The sequence below is a fragment of the Micromonospora violae genome, assembly GCF_004217135.1.
GTDB classification, from domain to species: Bacteria; Actinomycetota; Actinomycetes; order Mycobacteriales; family Micromonosporaceae; genus Micromonospora; species Micromonospora violae.
The window spans coordinates 7,073,451-7,094,393 of the sequence record NZ_SHKK01000001.1 but is presented as its reverse complement, the minus strand read 5'-3'; the positions used below and the strand labels follow the sequence as shown (position 1 = coordinate 7,094,393).

The following is a 20,943-nucleotide window of genomic DNA, read 5'->3' as shown; positions in this document are numbered from 1 at the left end:
GGGCTCTGCTGAAAGTCGTCAGACCGCTGCCGTCGGCGGGACTCAGGCGGTGATCAGGGTGCCGATCTTGTCGCCACCCACCGCGCGGATGATGGTGTCGTCACCCTGCGCGCCGAAGACCAACATCGGCAGGCCGTTCTCCATGCAGAGGCTGAACGCCGCCGCGTCGGCCACCCGCAGGTTGCGGCGCAGCACCTCGGAGAAGGTGATCGAGTCGAGCTTGCTGGCGGTGGGGTCGATCCGGGGGTCGGCGGTGTAGACGCCGTCCACGCCGTTCTTGCTCATCAGCACCACGTCGGCCCGGATCTCCAGCGCCCGCTGGGCGGCCACCGTGTCGGTGGAGAAGTACGGCATCCCGGCGCCGGCGCCGAAGATGACCACGCGGCCCTTCTCCAGGTGCCGGATGGCACGCAGCGGGATGTACGGCTCGGCGACCTGGGCCATCGTGATGGCGCTCTGCACCCGGGTCTCGATGCCCTCCTTCTCCAGGAAGTCCTGGAGCGCGAGGCAGTTCATCACGGTGCCGAGCATGCCCATGTAGTCCGCGCGGGCCCGGTCCATCCCGCGCTTCTGCAGCTCCGCGCCACGGAAGAAGTTGCCCCCGCCGACCACCACGGAGACCTGCACGCCGCGGCGCACCACGGTGGCGATCTGTCGGGCGATGGCCTGGACGACGTCCGGGTCGACGCCGATCGCGCCACCACCGAAGACCTCACCGGAGAGCTTCAGCACCACCCGGCGGGCACGCCCCGGCGGCGGTGCCGTCGGATCGTCCAGCTCCAGCGTCCGGTCACTCACAACCTGCGTCATCCGCCCCGCCCTTCCCCACGCGCACGCCCCGTGCGGCGCATACCGCGAACCTGCCGCTGCCGACCCTATGTGACGAGGAGGCCGCGGTGCCTGTCACGTACACCGGCGGCCTCCTCGTTGACGTCTCCTGCCCACGGGCGCGCGCGGCGCCCGGTGCCGGCTCAGGCCTGGCCGACCTCGAACCGCACGAAGCGGGTGACCTCGATGCCGGCCTCGGCCAGCACCTGCTTCACCGACTTCTTGTTGTCGGCCACCGACGCCTGCTCGACCAGGACGAAGTCCTTGAAGAAGGAGTTGACCCGGCCCTCGACGATCTTCGGCAGGGCCGCCTCGGGCTTGTTCTCCTCGCGGGCGGTCTGCTCGGCGATGCGCCGCTCGGACTCGACGACCTCGGCCGGAACCTCGTCCCGGGTGAGGTACTTCGGCCGCATGGCGGCGATCTGCATGGCCACACCACGGGCGTCGGCGTCGCCGGCCTCGTCGCTCTTGCCGGTGTACGACACGAGCACGCCAACGGCCGGCGGCAGGTCCTGGGCCTTGCGGTGCAGGTAGACCGCGGTGGTGCCCTCGACCCGGGCGAACCGGTTGAGCACCAGCTTCTCGCCGATCTTGGCGGACTGCTCCTGGATCAGGTCGGCGACGACCTTGCCGTCGAGCTCGGTGGCGAGCAGCTCCTCGGCGGTGTTCGCGCCGGAGCGCTCACCGTGCTCGACCAGCTGCTGGGCCAGCGCGATGAACGACTCGGTCTTGGCGACGAAGTCGGTCTCGCAGTTCAGCTCGAGCAGCGCCTTGCCGGAGTGGGCGACCAGACCGTTGGCGGCCGTACGACCGGCCCGCTTGCCGACGTCCTTGGCGCCCTTGACGCGCAGGATCTCGACGGCCTTGTCGAAGTCGCCCTCGGCCTCGGTCAGCGCCTTCTTGCTGTCCATCATGCCGGCGCCGGTGAGGTCGCGGAGCTTCTTGACGTCCGCGGCGGTGATTTGGGACATGGCTCTCTCTTCGGTGTTGAGACGGCGTGTGGATGGTCAGAGGTGCCGGTTACCCGGATCCGGGCGGATCGTGCCCGGCGTACCGTCGCTGCCCGCCGTTCGCGAAAACGGACGGCGGGGCAGCGACGGTGCGATCACTCCGCGGTGGCGGTCGCCGGCTGCTCGGTGGGGGCGGCCTGCTCGGCGGCAGCGGCGGGCTGCTCGGCCGGGGCGGCCGACTCGTCGGCCTTCTTCGGCTCGAGAAGCTCGCGCTCCCACTCGGTCAGCGGCTCGTCGCTCGCGACGCCCTCGGGCTTCTCGTCGTTGCCCCGGCGACGGCCGGAACGCGCGATCAGACCATCCGCGACGGCGGCGGCGACGACCTTGGTCAGCAGCTCGGCCGAGCGGATCGCGTCGTCGTTACCCGGGATCGGGAAGTCGACCTCGTCCGGGTCACAGTTGGTGTCCAGCACCGCGATCACCGGGATGCCCAGCTTGCGGGCCTCGTCGACGGCGATGTGCTCCTTCTTGGTGTCGACGATCCACACCGCGGCGGGAAGCTTCTGCATGTCCCGCAGGCCACCGAGGGTGCGGGTCAGCTTGATCTTCTCGCGGGAGAGCTGCAGGGTCTCCTTCTTGGTGTAACCGGCGGCGGTGCCGCTCAGGTCACCCAGGCCCTCCAGCTCCTTCATCCGCTGGAGCCGCTTGTACACGGTCTGGAAGTTGGTCAGCATGCCACCGAGCCAGCGGTGGTTGACGTACGGCTGGCCGACCCGGGTCGCCTGCTCGGCGATCGCCTCCTGGGCCTGCTTCTTGGTGCCGACGAACAGGATGCTGCCACCCTCGGCGACGGTCCCACGCACGAACTCGTACGCCTTCTCGATGTAGTCGAGGGTCTGGCGCAGGTCGATGATGTAGATGCCGTTGCGCTCGGTCATGATGAAGCGCTTCATCTTCGGGTTCCAGCGCCGGGTCTGGTGCCCGAAGTGGACACCACTCTCCAGCAGCTGACGCATGGTCACGACGGCCATGGTTGGGGTACTCCTCAAGGTCCCTGGTTGTCACGCCCGGCCGGTGGCCGGGCGTCCTGGCGCCTGGTCGCCGGCCCATGGTGGGCCCGATCATGATCGGGACCAGGGAGGCCGTCGCTCCACGACGATTCGTGAAGAGGGCGCGCGAGGTCGACCGCACGAGGCGGTCGCCAGTTGGCCAGTGTACGCCCCTCACCCGGTCAGCCGCCCCGGGGTGCGCGTGGGGCGCTGCTCCGGGGCGGGACGCGGGTCAGCCGGCGGCGAGCGCGGCGGCCACGAAGAGCACCAGCCCGACGGTCAGGTAGGCCGTCGGTGGGCGGAGCCAGCCTCGACCGTTGTCGGAGAGCGCCAAACCTCCGGTTCGTAGCCCGTACAGCCCGATCGCGAAGATCGGCAGTCCGGCGACCAGGGCGATGCCCGCCACCACGTTCCCGGCGTCCACCGGATCACCGGTCCCGCCCGCCAGCAGCACCCGCAGCGCGGGACCCTCAAAGATCAACACCAGCAGGGCGAAGAGTACGGCCAGCACCGGTCGACGGGTCCGATAGACGCCGTCGGCGGACGGCGGATACAGCGGGGGCTCGCCCATGGGCGGCTCGGGGCGGGGGCCGATCCCCGGCATCGGGCCGGTCGGCATCTCCAACGGGTGTGGCGTGTCGCCGCCGCGGGTCGGGTCGACGATCGGGTACCCGCCGAGCGGAGCGGGACGAGCCTGGTCAGTGAGCACGCTGGCCGGCGGCGCGCTGTCGGGGGTGGTTTCCGGCGCGGGGCCGGTCACCGGGGAACCCGCCGCGGTCGCCTCCCGGGCAGCGCGGCGTCCGGGCAGCTCACCGGAGATCTCCGAGGGGTCCCGGTCCGCCCGTCGCGACCGGCTGGCCCGGTAACCGTCCGCCTCCGGCCGTGCGGCACCCAACGGGTCGACCGCACCGAACCGCCCCGAATCAGCCTCACTCGCACCGAACCGTCCGGTCTGGTGGTCCAGGGCATCGAAGCGTCCGGAGTCCGGCTCAGGCGTACCGGCGAAGCGGCCCGGGTCGACGGCGCCGAAGCGACCGGAGTCCGGCTCGCGGCGGCGGCCGACGCCGGTGTCCTCGAGGGAGCGGCCGTCTTCCGCGCCACGCTGCTCGGGAATCTCGGCGTCCCGGTATCGCGGATCGCCCGCGCCGCGCCACTCCGACTCGCCGTAACCGCGGCCCCGCTCGTCGGGGTACCAGCGCGACTCCTGATCTTCCGGGAAACTCCGTCGTCCGTCCACGTCCGGCACCGTATGCGACCGGCCACCCGCACGCCATTTCGGCCCTGCCGGCCCCACCTCGGAAGGGTCCGGGCGGCGCGGGGGCACGAGTCGTGTCCAGGTGACGTCGCGCGGTCGGAGGCGCAACGCTGCTAGCACAGCGCAGGCATGATCGTCCGGTTGTCCACAGCACACCCGTTGTCCACAGCTGGGCCGCCGCCGGGTCGCGGTGGTCGCGCTGCGGCGGGCACCGTGCCGGCATGACGAAGCGGAACCAGGCCGTTGGCGCGTACGGCGAACGGTGCGCGGCCCGGCACCTGACCGAGGCGGGGCTGCGCCCGATCGCCAGAAACTGGCGCTGCCCGGCTGGGGAGATCGACATCATCGCGTGGGACGGGCCCGTGCTCGCCTTCTGCGAGGTGAAGACCCGCCGGGGCGCGGCTTTCGGCACCCCGGCCGAGGCGGTCGTCCCGGCCAAGGCCCGCCGGCTGCGCGGGCTCGCCGCCCAATGGCTGACCGAGACCGGTACGACCGCCGAGGAGGTGCGCTTCGACGTGCTGTCGGTGCTGCTGCCCGACACCGGTCCGGCGCAGGTCGACCACCTCAAGGGCGCGTTCTGAGATGGGCGCCCGGAGGATCGGTGACGCACCGTGAGCTACGCGAAGGTGCTCTGCGTGGGGTTGGTCGGGGTGACCGGTCACCTCGTCGAGGTGGAGGCCGACCTGGCCGCCGGCCTGCCGGCGGTGGTGATCTCCGGCCTGCCGGACACCGCCCTGCACGAGGCCCGCGACCGGGTCCGCGCCGCCGTTGTCAATTCCGGCCAACGGTGGCCCAACCGGCGGATCACCCTCAACCTGCTCCCCGCCACGCTGCCGAAATTCGGCTCGGCCTTCGACCTGGCCATCGCCGCAGCGCTGCTGGGCGGCTCGGGTGAGCTGCCGCTGCTCCCCCTGGAGGGGGTGGTGATCCTCGGCGAGCTGGGGCTCGACGGGACGGTCCGGCCGGTGCGTGGCGTACTCCCGATGGTCGCCGCCGCAGCCCGGGCCGGTGTCGCACGGGTGATCGTGCCGGTCGAGAACGCCGCCGAGGCCGCCGTCATCCCGGGGGTACGGGTGCGAGCGGTGGACACCCTGCACCGGCTGGTCGCCTTCGTCCGGGACGGGACCCCGCTGATCGAGCCACCGGCGGACGTCCCGGTGCCGCCGGTCGGTGGGCCGGATCTCGCCGAGGTCGCGGGGCAGCAGCTGGGTCGGCGCGCCCTGGAGGTCGCCGCGGCCGGCGGGCACCACGTGGCGTTGCTCGGCCCGCCGGGCGCCGGCAAGACGATGCTCGCCGAGCGGCTGCCGTCGCTCCTGCCCGAGTTGGACGACGACGCAGCGCTGGAGGTCACCGCGCTGCACTCGGTCGCCGGGCTGCTGCCGCCGGGCGGTCGGTTGCTGCGCCGCCCGCCGTTCCAGGCACCGCACCACACCGCGACCGTGCCGTCGCTGGTCGGCGGCGGCTCCGGGCTGGCCCGGCCCGGCGCGGTGTCGCTGGCCCACCGCGGGGTTCTCTTCCTGGATGAGGCCCCAGAGTTCAGCAAGGGCGCGCTGGAGGCGCTGCGCCAACCGCTGGAACACGGCCAGATCCAGCTGAGCCGCAGCGGGGGCGGCACCGTCTACCCGGCCCGCACCCAGTTGGTGCTGGCAGCCAACCCGTGTCCGTGCGCGAAGCCGGCCGGCGATGCGCACTGCGAGTGTTCGCCGCTGACCCGCCGCCGCTACCTGGGCAAACTCTCCGGGCCGCTGCTCGACCGGATCGACGTCCAGGTGCGGCTGATGCCGGTACGGGCGGCGGAGCTGATGGCGACCGACGGCAACGTCGAGCCGTCGGCGACTGTCGCTGCCCGGGTGGCGGCGGCCCGGCAGGCGGCGGCCGCCCGCTGGGCCGACCTCGGCCGGCGGCTCAACGCCGAGGTGGCGGGCCCGCTCCTGCGCCGACCGCCGTGGCGGCTGCCGGCCAAGGTCACCGTCGAGCTGCGTGGTCGGCTCGACTCCGGCTCGCTGTCGGCGCGCGGCTTCGACCGGGTGATCCGGATGGCCTGGACGATCGCCGATCTGGACGGCCGTGACCGGCCGGACCAGGACGACGTCCGGGAAGCACTTCAACTACGGACGGGGGAGGCGGCGTGAGCGCCGAGGAGGAAAACCGGCTGGCCCGGGTCGCCCTGACCTGGTTGGCCGAACCGGGCACCCGCGCGGTGCACCGGCTGGTCGAACGGCACGGCCCGGTGGCCACCCTGGATCTGCTGCTCGACGGCGGCAGTCCGGACGGCTGGTTGCACACCACTGTCGCCGCACGTTCGGCGGCCGGCGACGCGCGGGCGGTGGCGGCGGAGGCCCTGCAACGGGCGGACCGACTGGGTGCCCGGCTGGTCACGCCGGACGACGAGGAGTGGCCAAGCCCGGTCGCCGACCTGGCCACACTGCGTCTGCCGGACGTCAGCCGCCGGGTGGACGCCGAGACCGCCCCGCCGCTCTGCTTCTGGGTACGCGGAGGCTGGCCGCTCGGCGAGGCCCTGGACCGTTCGGTGGCCGTGGTGGGGGCGCGGGCGGCCACCGGCTACGGGCAACACGTCGCGACCGAGCTGGGGTACGGGCTGGCCGAGCGGGACTGGACGGTGGTGTCCGGCGGCGCGTTCGGCATCGACGCGGCCGCCCACCGAGGCGCCCTCACCGCCGGCGGCCTGACCGTCGCCGTGCTCGCCTGCGGGCTCGACCGCCCGTACCCGATAGGCAACACCGCGCTGTTCGACCGGATCGCCGAGACGGGGCTGCTGGTCAGCGAGTGGCCACCCGGTGCCGAGCCGCTGCGGCCCCGGTTCCTGATCCGCAACCGGGTGATCGCCGTGGGCACCCGGGGCACCGTCGTGGTGGAGGCGTCGGCGCGCAGTGGCGCGACGCAGACCGCGCGGCGGGCCATCTACGGCAATCGGGTGGCCATGGTGGTGCCGGGGCCGGTGACCTCGGCGATGTCCGTCGGCGCGCACGAGTTCCTGCGCGAGTTCCCCGACAAGGCCCGGCTGGTCACCGGGGTGGCGCACGTGCTGGAGGAGGTGGGCCGGATCGGCGCGGACCTGGCCCCGCTGGCGCGCGGACCGCAGCGGCCCTCCGACGCCCTGGACGACGACGCGCGGTCACTGTTGGAGGCGCTGCCCCGCCGAGGCGCGATGGGTGTGGACCGGCTCTCCGTCCGCGCCGGTGTCGGCGTACGGACCGCGCTGCGCAAGCTGTCGCTGTTGGAGGAGCTGTCCATGGTGGTCCGTCGCGACGACGGGTACGCCCTCGCCCCGCCACCCGCCGCATCCACGCGTGCGGCGGCGCAGACGCCTGCTCTGCCGGGTACCTGAGCGATGCGTCACCGCCGACCGACCGTGGTGGTCGCCCGACCACCCCCGCGCGCTCGGGACCTCGGCCCGCCGGCACAGCCGATACCGTGCCCGGTCATGGGTGCAATCAAGCCGTGGCACATCAGCGTGCTCTGCTGTCTCGTCGTGACCGCCGTGCTCGTCGTCGGCCTGCTCGTGGTCCTGAGCAAGAGGAGCAACCGCCGATGAGTCGGGTCGACCACCCGGCACCGTCAGGTCCGGTGGCGTACCCCGACCGGCCGTAGGCTGATGCCGTGCCAGCTGTGAGTGAGGGTGCCTGGGCCGAGGAGTCGGCCGGCACGCGTGCGCGGCCACGATGAGCCGGCCCGACCGGAGCACCCGGGCCATGCACCAGGCGCTGCCGCCAGCGCTGCGCGAGGCTGTCGACGACTTCGCCGAACACCTGTCCCGAGTGCGTAACCGGTCGGCGCACACCGTCCGCGCCTATGTCACCGACATCGTCTCGCTGCTCGACCACGCCGTCCGGATGGGCTGCGCGGACCTGGCCGAGCTGGACCTGCCGGTGTTGCGCAGTTGGCTGGCGCGGCAGCGCACCACGGGTGCGGCCCGCACCTCGTTGGCCCGGCGGGCCGCGTCGGCGCGGGCGTTCAGCGCCTGGGCACACCGGGCCGGGCTGCTCCCCGTCGACGTGGGCGCCGCGCTGGCCAGCCCTCGCGCGCACCGGGAGTTGCCCACCGTGCTGCGCGCCGACCAGGCTGCCGCCCTGGTGGAGGCACCGTCCCGGCAGGCACCGCCGACCAGCCCGCCGGAGCGCACGACCGCAGAGCGCACCGACGCAGCCGCCGGGCCGACCTCGGCTGCCGGGCCGACCTCAGGTGCAACGGAAGAGACCGAGGCGGTGCCGCTGCGGGACCGGGTGCTGCTGGAGCTGCTCTACGCCACCGGCGTACGGGTCAGCGAGGCGTGCGGGTTGGACGTCGGCGACGTCGACCCCGGCCGGCGGGTGATCCGGGTGTTCGGCAAGGGCGGGCGGGAGCGCTCGGTGCCGTACGGGGTGCCCGCCCAGCGGGCGTTGGACGACTGGCTGCGCCGGGGCCGCCCGGCGATGGTGGCCGCCCACTCCGGCGACGCACTGCTGCTGGGTGCCCGGGGTGGTCGGCTCAACCCGACGACCGCGCGTCAGATCGTCGGCGCGTACGCCGAGACCGCCGGGCTGCCCCGAACCAGCCCCCACGACCTACGCCACTCCGCGGCCACCCACCTGCTGGAGGGTGGCGCCGACCTGCGCGCCGTGCAGGAACTGCTCGGTCACTCGTCGCTGGCGAGCACCCAGATCTACACGCACGTCTCGGTCGAGCGGCTACGCGCCGCGTACCGGCAGGCGCACCCACGCGCCTGACCAACCGCCGGAGGGCGCGAAGGCCGGAGGGCACGCACGCGCGCCTGACCAAGCGCCGGAGGGTGCCCGAGCACGGCGGTTACGATCATCGCGTGAGCGTCCCGCAGCCCCCTGAGCCGATCCCGGGCGCCCGCCTGCTCTTCTCCCTGGACCCGGCGGTCAGTCACCTCAACCACGGCTCGTTCGGCGCGGTGCCGATCGGCGTGCAGCGCGCCCAGCAGCGGTTGCGTGACGAGATGGAGGCGAACCCGCTGCGCTTCTTCACCCAGGGGCTGGTCGACCGGATCGCGCACACCCGCCGGCACCTCGCCGGGTTCCTGGGCGCCGACCCGGACGGCAGCGCCCTGGTGGGCAACACCACCACCGGCGTCGCCGTGGTGCTCCAGTCGGTGGGCCTGCGGGCCGGCGACGAGGTGCTGAGCACCGACCACGGCTACGGGGCGGTGAGCCTGGCCATCCAGCGCGAGTGCCGCCGTACCGGAGCGGTCAGCCGGGTGGTGTCGATCCCCCTGGCCGCGACCGACGAGGAGATCGTGCAGAGCATCCGTGCCGCCCTGCGCCCCGGGCGGACCCGGCTTCTCGTCGTCGACCAGCTCACCTCGGCCACCGCCAAACTCTTCCCGGCCGCCGCCATCGTCGGGGTGGCCCACGAACTCGGCGTGCCGGTCCTGGTGGACGCCGCACACGCCCCGGGCATGCTGCCCACCACGGTGGCGAGCGTCGGCGCGGACTTCTGGGTGGGCAACCTGCACAAGTGGGCGTACGCCCCGCGCGGGACCGCCCTGCTGACGGTGGCACCGCAGTGGCGGGACCGGATCGAGCCGCTGGTGGTGTCCTGGGAGCAGGAGTCGGGGTTCCCGGCCCGGCTCGAGTGGCAGGCGACCCTCGACTACACGCCCTGGCTGGCCGCCCCGGCGGGCCTGTTCACGATGCGCAGTCTCGGCGTCGACCGGGTGCGGGCGCACAACGCCGCGCTCGCCGCGTACGGCCAGCGGGTGGTGGGGAGCGCGCTGGGGGTGGCCCCCGTTGACCTGCCCGACCCCGGCGGACCGGGGGTGGCGCTGCGTCTCATCCCGTTGTCGCCCGGCACGGCCACCACGATCGACGCCGCTCGGGCGTTGCAGACCCGGATCGGTGAGCGGCTCGCCGCCGAGGTGGCGGTGATGAGCTGGAACGGCCGGGGGTGGCTGCGGCTCACCGGCCAGGTCTACAACGCCGCCGACGAGTACGAGCGGCTGGCCGCCCGGCTGCCCGCACTGCTCGCCCAGCGCTGACCGGACCGCCCGGGGCCCGGCGACCAGGCTCGGACAACCGGAACCAGACCGCCGGAACCAGACCGCCGGGACCGGACGACCGGGAGCAGGCGCACCGGGCCGAGGCCGAGCAGGGCCAGCGGGTCGAGGTACTCCTCGCCCCGGCGCAGCCCCCAGTGCAGGCACGCCTCGGTCGGGCAACCCGGGTGGCCGGGCAGCAGTTCGCCCAGCGGCGCGCCGGCGGTGACCGGCTGACCGGGGCGGACGCCGGGTTGGACCGGCTCGTGGGTGGTCCGCAGCCCTTCGGCGTGCCCCACGGTGACCACCGGTCGACCGGCCACCAGGCCGGCGAAGAGCACGGTGCCCGGCCCGGCGCTGCGGACCACCGCTCCGGCCGGGGCGGCCAGGTCGACGCCGCGATGGCCGGGCAGCCATGGTCGGGGTGGCGGGTCGAACCGGCGCACCGGGCGGGGTGGCCCGTCGACCGGCCAGCGGAACCCGCCGGCTGAGTCTGGGGCGGACGCGAGGGCCGCCGCGACCGGCACGGCCGGCGTCGGTGGTTGGCCGGGCACCGCAGCGGCCAGCACCGCCAGCCCGCAGAGCTGGACGGCCAGGGCGAGCGGCAGGACGGTGCAGAGCAGCACGGTACGGCGGATCGAACGGGCGGGTGGCGGGCGCATGACGGCAGCCTCCAGCCGGGGCCGGGTCGTCTGCCAGCCCGGCCGACCGTCCTGTGGACAACCGGAGGTGCTGTGGACGACCACCCAACGCCCTCGATGATCTGCTATGCCCGCCGCCTGACGGCCAGGTCACCACCACTGGTCGTTGGACCCGGTCTCGTAGTCGTACTCCTCGACGTGCTCCCACTCCCGCCCGGTCGCCTTCTGGTAGGCGTTGGAGGGGACGTCGAGGATCGAGTCGGCGTGGGCGGCCTCCACGGTGGTGAACCGCGCGAACGCCGCCGGATCGGCCAGCACGGCGGCGAACGCCGCCGGTCCGGCCACCACCACCGCGCAACGGGCGTACAAAAAACCGTCATCGGACAGTCGGTCGGCACCGGGAAAGACCGCCTGAGCGAGCACCCGACGGTCCAGTTGGTAGAGCGTGTACGCGAGCGTCTCGGCGAAGCCGATGATCCGCTCCACCGGCTCTTCGGCCAGCATCGCGGTCAACCGCTCGTACGGCCCCTCGTCCTGAATCTCGGGCCGGCCGCCCAGCACCGCGACGAGCCGCCAGAATTCCTCATCCGCAATCATCACAACCCTCAATGATCGCTCGGATCAGCCGGTACCAGCCCACTGACCGCACGCCGCCGTACCTGCGGTGGGCGTTTTCGGGCCGCCGCCCAGGGCCTAGGCTGGGCCGCGTGCGGCGGGTGCCGCCGCCTGTACCGGGGAGGCCCGCATGACCACTCTCGATGACCGGACGCCGTCCCCCGTCGGACCGAGGCTGGCCGACGTGAGCGGACCGTCCCGGCTGGCGGAGCCGGACGAGGCGATCAGCGCCGAGGAGTTGCAGCTCGCGGCCCGCAACCACGGCATCCCGTTGGAGGCGCTGCGCTACGACGTCACCCCGGCCGGGCTGCACTACCTGCTGATCCACTACGACATCCCGGCGCTCGACCCGGCGTCGCACACGCTGACCATCGGCGGGGCGGTGCAACGGCCGGTGACGGTCACCGTGGCCGACCTGCGCGAGCGGCCCCGGGTCACCCAGCAGGTGACGTTGGAGTGCGCCGGCAACGGGCGGGCCCTGCTGCACCCCCGGGCGGTCAGCCAGCCCTGGCTGGTCGAGGCGGTCGGCAACGCCGAGTGGACCGGCACTCCCCTCGCCCCGCTGCTGCGGGAGGCGGGCATCGACCCGGCCGCGGTGGACGTGGTCTTCACCGGCGCCGACCACGGCGTGGAGCGCGGGGTCGAGCAGGACTACCAGCGGGCGCTTCCGGTCGCCGACGCGCTGCGCGAGGAGGTGCTGCTGGCGTACGAGATGAACGGCGCTCCCCTGTTGCCGCAGCACGGTGCGCCGCTGCGGCTGATCGTGCCGGGCTGGTACGGGATGGCGCACGTGAAGTGGGTGCGCTCCATCGAGGTGCGGACCGAGCCGTTCGAGGGGTACCAGAACGCGGTGGCCTACCGGGTACGCCGCGACGCCGACGACCGGGGCGTGCCGGTCACCCGGATCGAGCCGCGGGCGCTGGTCCGCCCGCCCGGCTTCCCCGATTTCATGTCCCGCCGTCGGGTGCTGCGGCCGGGTCCGTGCACCCTGGATGGTCGGGCCTGGTCGGGGCACGCGCCGGTGGTCGCCGTGGAGGTGACCACCGACGGCGGGGATAGCTGGACGCCGGCCGAGTTGGACCCGACGGACGCGGGGGATTTCGCCTGGCGGCGCTGGCGGCACGAGTGGGTCGCCACCCCCGGCCGGTACGTGCTCGGCGCGCGGGCGACCGACGCGTCCGGGCGGACCCAGCCGGTCGATCAACCGTGGAACCGGGGCGGTTTCGCCAACAACATGGTGCAGCGGGTCGAGGTCGTGGTGCTGGCCGAGTGATCGGCGGCGGGTGTCACGCCACGGGTGGGGGGCCCGTGGCACCGCCCGGCGGCGTGGCCGGGCTCAGCCGCCGAAGCCGGAGTCGGCGGGCAGCGAGATGTCGGGCTTCTCCAGCTCCTCGACGTTGACGTCCTTGAAGGTCATCACTCGGACGTTCTTCACGAAGCGGGCAGGACGGTACATGTCCCACACCCAGGCGTCGTGCATCTCCACCTCGAAGTAGACCTCACCCTCGGAGTTGCGCACGTGCAGGTCGACCTGGTTGGCCAGGTAGAACCGACGTTCCGTCTCCACCACGTAGGAGAATTGACGGACAATGTCGCGGTACTCCCGGTAGAGCTGCAGCTCCATCTCGGTCTCGTACTTCTCGAGATCTTCCGCGCTCATCGCACTCCGCCTTCCATGGCCACATCTTCCCCCACCGGCGTCGGAGGCCGAGGCTGCTCGCCCAACGCCACGCCGACGGTACTCCCTGACGCCCAGGAGCGCTCCATCGGCTCATCCAGGCCGTGGCCGCCGGGCCGTCGGGCGCGCGGCGGCCGGCCGTCGCGGCCGGAGACCGCAGCGACATTGACGTACGAGAACCGGTGCTCCCGGCACGGCCCGTGCTCCCGCAACGCCGCCGAGTGCTCCGGGGTGATGTAGCCCTTGTGCTCGGCGAAGCCGTACGCGGGGAACACCCCGTCCAGCTCCACCATGAGCCGGTCCCGGGTGACCTTGGCGAGCACACTGGCCGCCGCCACGCACGCGGCCACCCGGTCGCCCTTCCACACCGCCAACCCGGGCACACCCAGGCCGTCCACGCCGAAGCCGTCGGTCAGCACGTACTCCGGGCGGGTGGTGAGCGAGGCGAGCGCCCGACGCATCGCGGCCAGGTTGCACACATGCAGGCCCCGGGCGTCGACCTCCTCCGCCGGGATGACCACCACGGCGTACGCGAGCGCGCGGTCCACCACCTCCGCGTACACCCGTTCCCGGCTGGCCGGGGTGAGCAGCTTGGAGTCGGCCAGCCCGTCGATCTCGCCCCGCCGCCCCTCGGGCAGCACCGCCGCGGCGGCCACCAGCGGACCGGCGCAGGCCCCCCGACCCGCCTCGTCGGCGCCGGCGACGTGCCGGAAGCCACGCCGCTGAAGCGCCCGCTCCAGGGCGTACAGGCCGGCCTCGCGGCGCACCAGGGTACGCGGCGGGGTCAGCACGACGCCTCGTCCTGGCCGGCGGCGGCCGACTGCCCGAGCCGGGTCAGCAGGGCGGGCAGTTCGGGCGGGTAGAACCGGTCGCCGCTGGCCGCCAACTCGTCCGGAAGCCACCAGCGGTGGCCGCCGATGCTGCGCCGCTCGATGTCGTTGAAGCCCGTGGTGTCCACCTGCCAGGAGTCCACCCGGTGGAGGAAGAAATCCTGTTCCTGGCGGTACCAGGCGCCGTCGAAGGTGAACTCGGTCGCGTCGGACCAGACCGGCTCGCCCAGCTCGGCCGGGTCGAGCCGCAGGCCGGTCTCCTCGGCCAACTCCCGGGCCGCGCCGGCCGCCGGGGACTCCAGCGGATCCAGCCCGCCGCCCGGGGTGAACCAGTAGCGGTGCCCGGGTCGGGCCGGGTCGAAGCCCTCGAACAGCAGGACCCGGCCGGCCGCGTCGATGAGCAGCACGCGGGCCGCACGTCGAGGCGTGTAGGCACGGTCACCACTGGTCGCGGCTGCGGGGCTCGCACCCGCACTCCTCGCGCTCACGGTCACCGCACCAGCCTGCCAGACCGACGGCGGATCGCCCACGCCCCGTCGGCCTACGGCTTGGGAATGCCGTCGAAGCCGTCGGGCACGGTCAGCCAGGTGGCCCGGTTGACCGGCCAGAAGACGGTGAACGCCCGACCGACCACGTCCTTCTCGGGGATGGTCGCCTCGGTGATGTTCTGCCCGGACTGCTGCCAGTGCTCCAGCGAGTCACCGGAGGCCGAACGGTGGTCGCCCATCACCCACAGCCGGCCCTCCGGCACGGTGATGTCGAACTCCTGGTCGGCGGGCTTGTCGCGAATTCCGTCCTTGGAGAAGATGTACGGCTCGTCGAGCGACTTGCCGTTGATCACCAAGCGTTCCTGCGGGTCGCAGCAGACCACGTGGTCGCCGGGGATACCGATCACCCGCTTGATGAAGTCCTCACCGTCGGGGTTGCCGCTCCACTCGATCGGCGCCTTGAACACGATCACCTCGCCGCGGTGCGGCGATCGGAAGTCGTAGACCAGCTTGTTGACCAACACGCGGTCATCGATCTTGAGTGTGTTCTCCATCGACGGGGAGGGGATGAAGAAGGTTTGCAGCACGAAGGCGCGGACCAACACCGCGACCAGGATCGCCACACCCAGCAGGATCGGCAGCTCCTTCCAGAAGGAGCTGCGGGGCTTGTCGGTCTGCTCGTCAATCACGCCAAGGAGCCTACGTTGCCCGGCTGGACGCCACCGTCCGGAACGCGCGGGAACCCCGTAGCGCGGCTGCCAACGGCAGCATCAGCAGCACACCGCCCTGCGGAGTCGGTCGCACCGGGGGCGCGCTGGGGGACGCGGTGACCGGCCCGGACACATCCTCGAACGTGGACGGCACCGACAGCGAACTCCACCGCGACGAGGGCCAGACCACCATGAAGGCCCGGCCGACCACGTTGTCGATCGGGACCGGCCCCTGGCACCGCGCGTCCTGGGAGACCTCGCGGTGGTCGCCCATCACGAAGAGCTGACCGGGTGGCACGACGACCTCGTCGAAGCGTCGGGAGCGGCACTCCGACGGATTGGGTGGCAGGTCCAGTGGTGAGTCGCGCAGCACGTACGACTCGTTGAGCGGGATGCCGTTGACGGTCACCCGCCCCTGGCTGTCGCAGCACTTGACCCGGTCACCGGGGAGACCGATCACCCGCTTGATGAAGTCCTTCTCACCGGGGCGGCTCACCCCGACCAGATCGCCGACGGTACGGGCGATCCGGCCGGTGACACCGGGCTTCGGCTGATCGTCGACCTGCGGTGCCCAGCGGTCGGTGCCCCGGAAGACCACCACCTCGCCACGCTGCGGATCACGAACGTCGTAGACGACCTTGTTGACCAGCACCCGGTCACCGACGAGGAGGGTGTCCTCCATCGAGCCGGACGGGATGTAGAACGCCTGGAGCAGGAAGGTGCGGATCAGCACCGCGAGGCAGAACGCCACCACCAGCAGCAGCGGCAACTCCTGCCAGAGGGGCATCTGCCGTCGGGTGCGGCGGGCCCGGCGGCGCCACGGATCGACGGTGCCGTCCTCGTCAAGCGTCTGCACCACGCCACTCCCCGATCCGCAGAAACACCACCGCCCGGGAGCCTCGTCGAGGCTCCACGGGCGGTAGTGGACAGCTGCCCGCCAGGTGCGCGGGTCCGCCGCCTCGCTGCGCCCGTACGACCAGGGTAGTGCGCTCTGGGCGGTACGGCATACGCGCAGCTCGGGCGGCGTGGCGAGCGGGAAGTCAGCTGGGCTGCTTCTCCCGCTTCTCCTTGATCTTGGCCTTCTTGCCGCGCAGCTCGCGCAGGTAGTAGAGCTTGGCGCGACGCACGTCACCGCGGGTCACGACCTCGATCCGGTCGATGCCCGGGCCGTTGAGCGGGTAGGTCCGCTCGACGCCTACACCGAAGCTGACCTTGCGGACCGAGAAGGTCTCGCGCAGACCGTCACCCTGGCGGCGGATCACGACGCCCTGGAAGATCTGGACACGGGACCGGTTGCCCTCGACGACGCGGGCGTGCACCTTGACGGTGTCACCGGCCCGGAAGTCGGGAAGGTCGGTCCGCTTCGACTGGGCGTCAAGGGCGTCCAGGATGTTCATCGCTGCGTCCTCGTAAGGCTCACGGCGCACCGTCACTCGGTGCGCGGGTGGGTGATTCTGATTCCCGGGTGGTGATCGGCGGACCGACCCCGGTCGGGGATCCTCGCAGCCGACCGCGGGCGCGGACGGATGCGGCAACCCCCCTACTTTGCCACATCCCCCGGCGGAGGTTGAAATCCGGCCTGGTCCAGGGCCGCGATGTCCCGTTTGTCGAGCCGGTCGGCGGGCAGCGCGGCCAGCAGGTCCGGACGGCGGGCGGCGGTCCGCAGCAGGCCCTCCTCGCGCCGCCAACGGGCGATCTTGCCGTGGTCGCCGGAGCGGAGCACCTCCGGCACGTCGTGCCCGCGCCAGCTCGGCGGCTTGGTGTAGATCGGGGCCTCCAGCAGCCCGTGCGCGTGCGACTCCTCGTCCAACGAGCCCGCGTTGCCCAGCACCCCCGGCAGCAGCCGGGTGACCGCCTCCAGCATCACCAGGACGGCGACCTCGCCGCCGAAGAGCACGTAGTCACCGAGCGACACCTCGGTGACCGGCATCCGGGTGGCGGCGTGCGCCAGGACCCGCTGGTCGATCCCCTCGTAGCGGCCACAGGCGAAGAGCAGATGTGACTCGGCCGCCAACTCGTACGCCATGGCCTGGGTGAACGGGGCGCCGGCCGGCGACGGCACCAGCAGTCGGGGCGGCGGGGCGTCGACCGGCGCGAGGGCGTCCAGTGCCTCACCCCACGGCTCCGGGCGCATCACCATGCCCGGCCCGCCACCGTAGGGGGTGTCGTCGACCGTGCGGTGCACGTCGTGGGTCCAGGTCCGCAGGTCGTGCACGGCGAGTTGGAGTACGCCGTTGGCCCGCGCACGGCCGATCAGCGACAGGTCCAGCGGGGCGAAGTAATCCGGAAAGATCGACACGACGTCGACGCGCATGCGGGCTGGTCCTAAAGGTCGAGCAGGCCGGCTGGCGGGTCGACGATCACACGTCCGCCGGCCAGGTCGACCTCCGGGACGATCGCCCGGACGAACGGGATCAACGCGGTACGTCCCTCGGGCCGCCGCAGCACCAGCAGGTCGGACGCGGGGGCGTGGTCGATGCGGGCGACCTCGCCCAGGCGTTCACCGGCCGGGGTCACCACGGCCAACCCGACCAGCTGGTGGTCGTGGAACTCCTCCGGGTCGTCCGGCGGGGCCACGTCGGCGCTGTCCACCACGAGCAGCGTCCCGCGCAGCGCCTCGGCGGTGTTGCGGTCCAGGATGCCGTCGAACGCGACAAGCATCCGACCCTGGTGGAAGCGGGCTTCCTCGATGGTCAGCTCCGCCGGCACCCGGAACGGCACCCCGGGCCCAGCCGTGGAGGGAGGGGGTGTCGCCCCCGGCTCAGTGCGCAGCACTGCACCGGGGGCGAACCGTGCCTCGGGCTCGTCGGTCCGCACCTCCACGGTGACCTCACCGCGGACACCGTGCGGCTTGCCGATCCGGCCGACGACGAGCTGCATCAGTACGAGTCGACGATGTCGACGCGAACCCCGCGCCCGCCGATGGAGCCGATCACCTGGCGCAGCGCCTTGGCGGTCCGGCCGGACCGCCCGATCACCGTGCCGAGGTCCTCGGGGTGCACGCGGACTTCGAGCCGCTTGCCCCGACGGGAATCGACCATCCGCACCCGGACGTCATCCGGGTGGTCGACGATGCCCTTGACCAGGTGCTCCAACGCCGGGCGCAGTGGCATGTCAGGCCTGCTCACCGGCGTCGGCAGCGGCCGGGGCCTCGGCCGGAGCCTCGGTCTTCGGCGCCTCGGCCGGAGCCTCAGCCTTGGCGGCCTTCTTGGCCGGCTTGGCCGGGGTCTCCGGGGCGAGCCCGGCGGCGGCCTTCGCCTCAGCCTCGTACGCCGCCTTGCGGTCGGCCCGCTCGGGGGCGACCAGGAGCGGCGGCGGGGCCGGCAGGCCCTTGTACTTCTGCCAGTCACCGGTCAGCTCCAGCAGCCGCTGCACCGCCTCGCTCGGCTGAGCGCCGACGGACAGCCAGTACTGGACCCGCTCCGACTTGACCTCGATGACCGAAGGGTCCTCCTTCGGCTGGTACACCCCGACGAACTCGATCGCCCGGCCGTCACGCTTGGTGCGCGAGTCGGCGACGACGATGCGGTACTGCGGGTTGCGGATCTTGCCCATCCGCAGGAGCCGGATCTTTACGGCCACAGTTGTTTCGCTCCTGTTGCGATCTCACCGGCCCAAACGGGCGGTGTGCATGGGTGAGCGCCGACCGGCACAGTGGGGTTGGGCCGGAGACTGCTCGGTGGACTGGCGACGCGCCCGGGTTAGAGGGCGCCGGACGCGCGCCGGATACCAGCGACCTATTCTGCCAGATCCGATGCCGATCTCCCGCATCGGACCCGGACAGCGCGTCCCCGGTGACCGGGAACACCGGTCAGCGCGCCGGCGGACGATCCCATCCCGGCGGGAGTTTGTCCGGTACGCCCCACTCTGCCGGGGGTGCGAAGTCACACCAGGTGCCGTCGAACGGGAACTCGCCGGCCTCGACGAGCGCGATCACCCGCTCCCCCTCGGCGCGCACCGCCTTCTCGTCGGTCACCCAGTAGTCCGCACCGAAGGCGAGCCGCTCGACGAACTCGTCCTCGTCCTTCCACTCCCAGCTGCGGTCCGGCCACACCACCACGTCGAGATCCTGGTCCACCACGTCGACACCGGCCACCGGGCCGTCGTCCCAGCGGACACCCGGCTCCTCCAGGTTGACGTACCAGTTGGCGAACCGTCCCTCGGCGTCGGAGAACCACCAGACGGAGTGCGCCGCCCCCGTGGGCAGGAACTTCAGCAGCGGCGGGCCGTTCCAGCGCCCGTGCGCCAGCCGGTAGGTCGACGAGACCCACTCGGCGAACGGCACCGCCCGCATGTTCAGCCCGGCCTCGGTCACCTCGTGGGCCACCGGCGAGTCCCGGGCGACCCAGAGCAGCAACCCTCGATCGTCGTCGCTGACCACGCGGGCCGGCCGGACCCACCCGATCCGGCCGTGCCGCACGTTCCGGTGCATGATCAGCCGGCCCGGCTGGAACCGGTCGACGAGCACCTCAGTAGGCGCGGGCGAGGATGGCGATCAGATCGGGCTCGTCCTCGGAGTCCGGTACCGAACCGTCGGCGCGCAGCAGGCAGCGCACGGTGACGCCCTGACCGTTCGCCTCGGCCTCGCCGGCCACGCCGACCGCCGACCACGGCAGCCGCGCCCAGCCGTTCGCGGCGGCCTCGATCGCCTCGGCCAGGGTGGAGACCTCCACCGTGCGGGCCTCGCGGTTGGCCAGCGCCTGGTCGTGCAGCACCTGCTGGTCGGTCTCCAGGGCGGCCAGCACCGCGGCGACCACGTCGGCCACCGGCGTCGGCGTCTTCGAGCCGTCGGTACGACGCACCACCACCGCGTTACCGGCGGCCAGATCCCGGGGGCCGACCTCGACGCGTACCGGATAACCGCGCAGCTCGGCGTCGACGGCCCGACGGCCGAACGCGGTGTCGGTGCGGTCGTCGAGCGCGACCCGGACACCGGCGTCCCGCAGGCCGTCGCGCAGCTTGGCCGCCGCCTCCGCGACGCCCTCGCCGTCCTTGACGATCATGACGTACGCCTGGATCGGGGCCAACTTCGGCGGCACGCGCAGGCCGTTGTCGTCGCCGTGCGCCATGATCAGGCCACCGAGCATCCGGGTCGACGTGCCCCAGGAGGTGGTCCAGGCGTACTCCCGGCCGCCCTCCTTGGCGGAGTAGCTGATGTCGAACGCCTTGGCGAAGTTCTGGCCCAGCTCGTGGCTGGTGCCCAGCTGCAACGCCTTGCCGTCACCCATCATGCCTTCGCAGGTGTAGGTGGCCGTCGCACCGGCGAAACGCTCACGCGCCGTCTTCAGGCCGACCACCACCGGAATGCCGATCACGTTGACCATCAGGTCCTCGTACGCCTCGTGCAGGATCCGCCGCGCGTACGCCCGGGCGTCCTCCCGGGTGGCGTGCGCGGTGTGCCCCTCCTGCCAGAGGAACTCGCTGGTACGCAGGAAGATGCGCGGCCGCAGCTCCCACCGGACCACGTTCGCCCACTGGTTGAGCAGCAGCGGCAGGTCCCGGTACGAGTCGATCCACTTGGCCATGAACTCGCCGATGACCGTCTCGCTGGTCGGGCGCACCACCACCGGCTCGGCCAGGGGCTTGCCGCCACCATGGGTGACGACCGCCAGCTCCGGCGAGAAGCCCTCGACGTGCTCCGCCTCGCGCTTGAGGTAGCTCTCGGGGATGAACAGCGGGAAGTACGCGTTCTCCGCACCCGCCGCCTTGATCCGAGCGTCCATCTCAGCCTGCATACGCTCCCAGATGGCGTAGCCGGCCGGTCGGATGACCATGGTGCCGCGAACCGGGCCGTTGTCGGCCAGCTTCGCCTTGGCGATCAGGTCCTGGTACCAGCGGGGGAAATCCTCCGCACGGGGAGTGAGCACGCGTGCCATGACCGCACATCCTATGCGGCACGCG

General features: G+C 72.5%; 22 protein-coding genes and 3 pseudogenes. 7 read left to right on the top strand and 18 right to left on the bottom strand.

Features of this window, described 5'->3' with window-relative positions; all coding sequences use genetic code 11:
• Positions 1 to 42: 42 nt before the first annotated feature.
• From pyrH to EV382_RS32295, 4 genes and pseudogenes are all read right to left on the bottom strand, one after another.
• The gene (gene pyrH, locus EV382_RS32310) at positions 43 to 810 is read right to left on the bottom strand and encodes a UMP kinase (RefSeq protein WP_030335195.1); all 768 of its coding nucleotides are present in this window, start codon (positions 808 to 810) and stop codon (positions 43 to 45) included.
• A gap of 161 nt (positions 811 to 971) precedes the next feature.
• A complete protein-coding gene (tsf, locus tag EV382_RS32305) occupies positions 972 to 1,799 on the bottom strand; it encodes a translation elongation factor Ts (RefSeq protein ID WP_130408183.1) in 828 nt (275 codons plus the stop codon).
• A gap of 134 nt (positions 1,800 to 1,933) precedes the next feature.
• Positions 1,934 to 2,809 carry a 30S ribosomal protein S2 gene (gene rpsB, locus EV382_RS32300; protein WP_130408181.1) on the bottom strand — a complete coding sequence of 292 codons (876 nt, stop codon included), beginning with the start codon at positions 2,807 to 2,809 and terminating at the stop codon, positions 1,934 to 1,936.
• Between the two features lie 250 nt (positions 2,810 to 3,059).
• A pseudogene (locus EV382_RS32295) lies at positions 3,060 to 4,101 on the bottom strand (hypothetical protein).
• A 202-nt stretch (positions 4,102 to 4,303) separates the two neighbouring features.
• Between EV382_RS32295 and EV382_RS32290 the strand changes: the two are divergent.
• From EV382_RS32290 to EV382_RS32270, 6 genes and pseudogenes are all read left to right on the top strand, one after another.
• The gene (locus EV382_RS32290; RefSeq protein ID WP_130408177.1) at positions 4,304 to 4,663 is read left to right on the top strand and encodes a YraN family protein; all 360 of its coding nucleotides are present in this window, start codon (positions 4,304 to 4,306) and stop codon (positions 4,661 to 4,663) included.
• A 30-nt stretch (positions 4,664 to 4,693) separates the two neighbouring features.
• Positions 4,694 to 6,214, top strand: a complete 1,521-nt coding sequence (locus tag EV382_RS32285) for a YifB family Mg chelatase-like AAA ATPase (RefSeq protein ID WP_130408175.1) — start codon at positions 4,694 to 4,696, stop codon at positions 6,212 to 6,214.
• Positions 6,211 to 7,431 carry a DNA-processing protein DprA gene (locus EV382_RS32280; RefSeq protein WP_130408173.1) on the top strand — a complete coding sequence of 407 codons (1,221 nt, stop codon included), beginning with the start codon at positions 6,211 to 6,213 and terminating at the stop codon, positions 7,429 to 7,431. The genes EV382_RS32285 and EV382_RS32280 overlap by 4 nt, the downstream gene beginning before the upstream one ends.
• Positions 7,432 to 7,765: 334 nt before the next feature.
• A pseudogene (locus EV382_RS34065) lies at positions 7,766 to 8,182 on the top strand (site-specific integrase); the annotation flags it as partial.
• Positions 8,183 to 8,308: 126 nt separating this feature from the next.
• Positions 8,309 to 8,809, top strand: a pseudogene (locus EV382_RS34060) (tyrosine-type recombinase/integrase); the annotation flags it as partial.
• A 92-nt stretch (positions 8,810 to 8,901) separates the two neighbouring features.
• Complete coding sequence (locus EV382_RS32270) at positions 8,902 to 10,083, top strand: aminotransferase class V-fold PLP-dependent enzyme (protein ID WP_130408169.1); 1,182 nt, start codon at positions 8,902 to 8,904, stop codon at positions 10,081 to 10,083.
• Here EV382_RS32270 and EV382_RS32265 read toward each other — a convergent pair.
• Positions 10,017 to 10,742: a murein hydrolase activator EnvC family protein gene (locus tag EV382_RS32265; RefSeq protein ID WP_130408166.1), complete on the bottom strand. Its 726-nt coding sequence runs from the start codon at positions 10,740 to 10,742 to the stop codon at positions 10,017 to 10,019. The genes EV382_RS32270 and EV382_RS32265 overlap by 67 nt on opposite strands.
• Before the next feature lie 129 nt (positions 10,743 to 10,871).
• Positions 10,872 to 11,318 (bottom strand): DUF4240 domain-containing protein, encoded by a 447-nt coding sequence (locus tag EV382_RS32260; RefSeq protein WP_244237020.1) that lies wholly within the window; start codon positions 11,316 to 11,318, stop codon positions 10,872 to 10,874.
• Positions 11,319 to 11,466: 148 nt separating this feature from the next.
• Here EV382_RS32260 and EV382_RS32255 point away from each other — a divergent pair, with 148 nt between their 5' ends.
• The gene (locus tag EV382_RS32255) at positions 11,467 to 12,609 is read left to right on the top strand and encodes a sulfite oxidase (RefSeq protein ID WP_130408162.1); all 1,143 of its coding nucleotides are present in this window, start codon (positions 11,467 to 11,469) and stop codon (positions 12,607 to 12,609) included.
• 63 nt (positions 12,610 to 12,672) lie between these two features.
• Here the strand turns inward: EV382_RS32255 and EV382_RS32250 are convergent, their stop codons facing one another.
• The 12 genes from EV382_RS32250 to proS all read right to left on the bottom strand — a co-directional run bounded on the left by EV382_RS32250 (position 12,673) and on the right by proS (position 20,918).
• Entirely contained in the window at positions 12,673 to 12,996 is a 324-nt protein-coding gene (locus tag EV382_RS32250; protein ID WP_130408160.1) for a DUF2469 domain-containing protein, read from the bottom strand.
• Positions 12,993 to 13,805 carry a ribonuclease HII gene (locus EV382_RS32245; RefSeq protein ID WP_130408158.1) on the bottom strand — a complete coding sequence of 271 codons (813 nt, stop codon included), beginning with the start codon at positions 13,803 to 13,805 and terminating at the stop codon, positions 12,993 to 12,995. Before EV382_RS32245 ends, EV382_RS32250 begins: the two co-directional genes overlap by 4 nt.
• On the bottom strand, positions 13,799 to 14,332 hold the full coding sequence (locus EV382_RS32240; protein WP_130409402.1) for an NUDIX hydrolase: 534 nt from the start codon (positions 14,330 to 14,332) through the stop codon (positions 13,799 to 13,801). Before EV382_RS32240 ends, EV382_RS32245 begins: the two co-directional genes overlap by 7 nt.
• A 53-nt stretch (positions 14,333 to 14,385) precedes the next feature.
• A complete protein-coding gene (gene lepB, locus EV382_RS32235) occupies positions 14,386 to 15,021 on the bottom strand; it encodes a signal peptidase I (RefSeq protein WP_130408156.1) in 636 nt (211 codons plus the stop codon).
• Positions 15,022 to 15,031: 10 nt separating this feature from the next.
• On the bottom strand, positions 15,032 to 15,901 hold the full coding sequence (gene lepB / locus EV382_RS32230; protein WP_130408154.1) for a signal peptidase I: 870 nt from the start codon (positions 15,899 to 15,901) through the stop codon (positions 15,032 to 15,034).
• A gap of 181 nt (positions 15,902 to 16,082) precedes the next feature.
• Positions 16,083 to 16,439: a 50S ribosomal protein L19 gene (gene rplS / locus EV382_RS32225; RefSeq protein WP_030335223.1), complete on the bottom strand. Its 357-nt coding sequence runs from the start codon at positions 16,437 to 16,439 to the stop codon at positions 16,083 to 16,085.
• 143 nt (positions 16,440 to 16,582) lie between these two features.
• Positions 16,583 to 17,356 carry a tRNA (guanosine(37)-N1)-methyltransferase TrmD gene (gene trmD, locus EV382_RS32220; protein ID WP_130408152.1) on the bottom strand — a complete coding sequence of 258 codons (774 nt, stop codon included), beginning with the start codon at positions 17,354 to 17,356 and terminating at the stop codon, positions 16,583 to 16,585.
• Between the two features lie 11 nt (positions 17,357 to 17,367).
• Complete coding sequence (rimM, locus tag EV382_RS32215) at positions 17,368 to 17,922, bottom strand: ribosome maturation factor RimM (protein ID WP_130408150.1); 555 nt, start codon at positions 17,920 to 17,922, stop codon at positions 17,368 to 17,370.
• Complete coding sequence (locus tag EV382_RS32210; RefSeq protein WP_172862164.1) at positions 17,922 to 18,182, bottom strand: RNA-binding protein; 261 nt, start codon at positions 18,180 to 18,182, stop codon at positions 17,922 to 17,924. The genes rimM and EV382_RS32210 overlap by 1 nt, the downstream gene beginning before the upstream one ends.
• Complete coding sequence (gene rpsP / locus EV382_RS32205; RefSeq protein ID WP_130408148.1) at positions 18,157 to 18,624, bottom strand: 30S ribosomal protein S16; 468 nt, start codon at positions 18,622 to 18,624, stop codon at positions 18,157 to 18,159. The genes EV382_RS32210 and rpsP overlap by 26 nt, the downstream gene beginning before the upstream one ends.
• 229 nt (positions 18,625 to 18,853) lie before the next feature.
• Positions 18,854 to 19,474 (bottom strand): ribonuclease FAU-1 family protein, encoded by a 621-nt coding sequence (locus tag EV382_RS32200; RefSeq protein WP_130409400.1) that lies wholly within the window; start codon positions 19,472 to 19,474, stop codon positions 18,854 to 18,856.
• A gap of 37 nt (positions 19,475 to 19,511) precedes the next feature.
• Positions 19,512 to 20,918, bottom strand: a complete 1,407-nt coding sequence (proS, locus tag EV382_RS32195) for a proline--tRNA ligase (protein WP_130408146.1) — start codon at positions 20,916 to 20,918, stop codon at positions 19,512 to 19,514.
• Positions 20,919 to 20,943 lie beyond the last annotated feature (25 nt).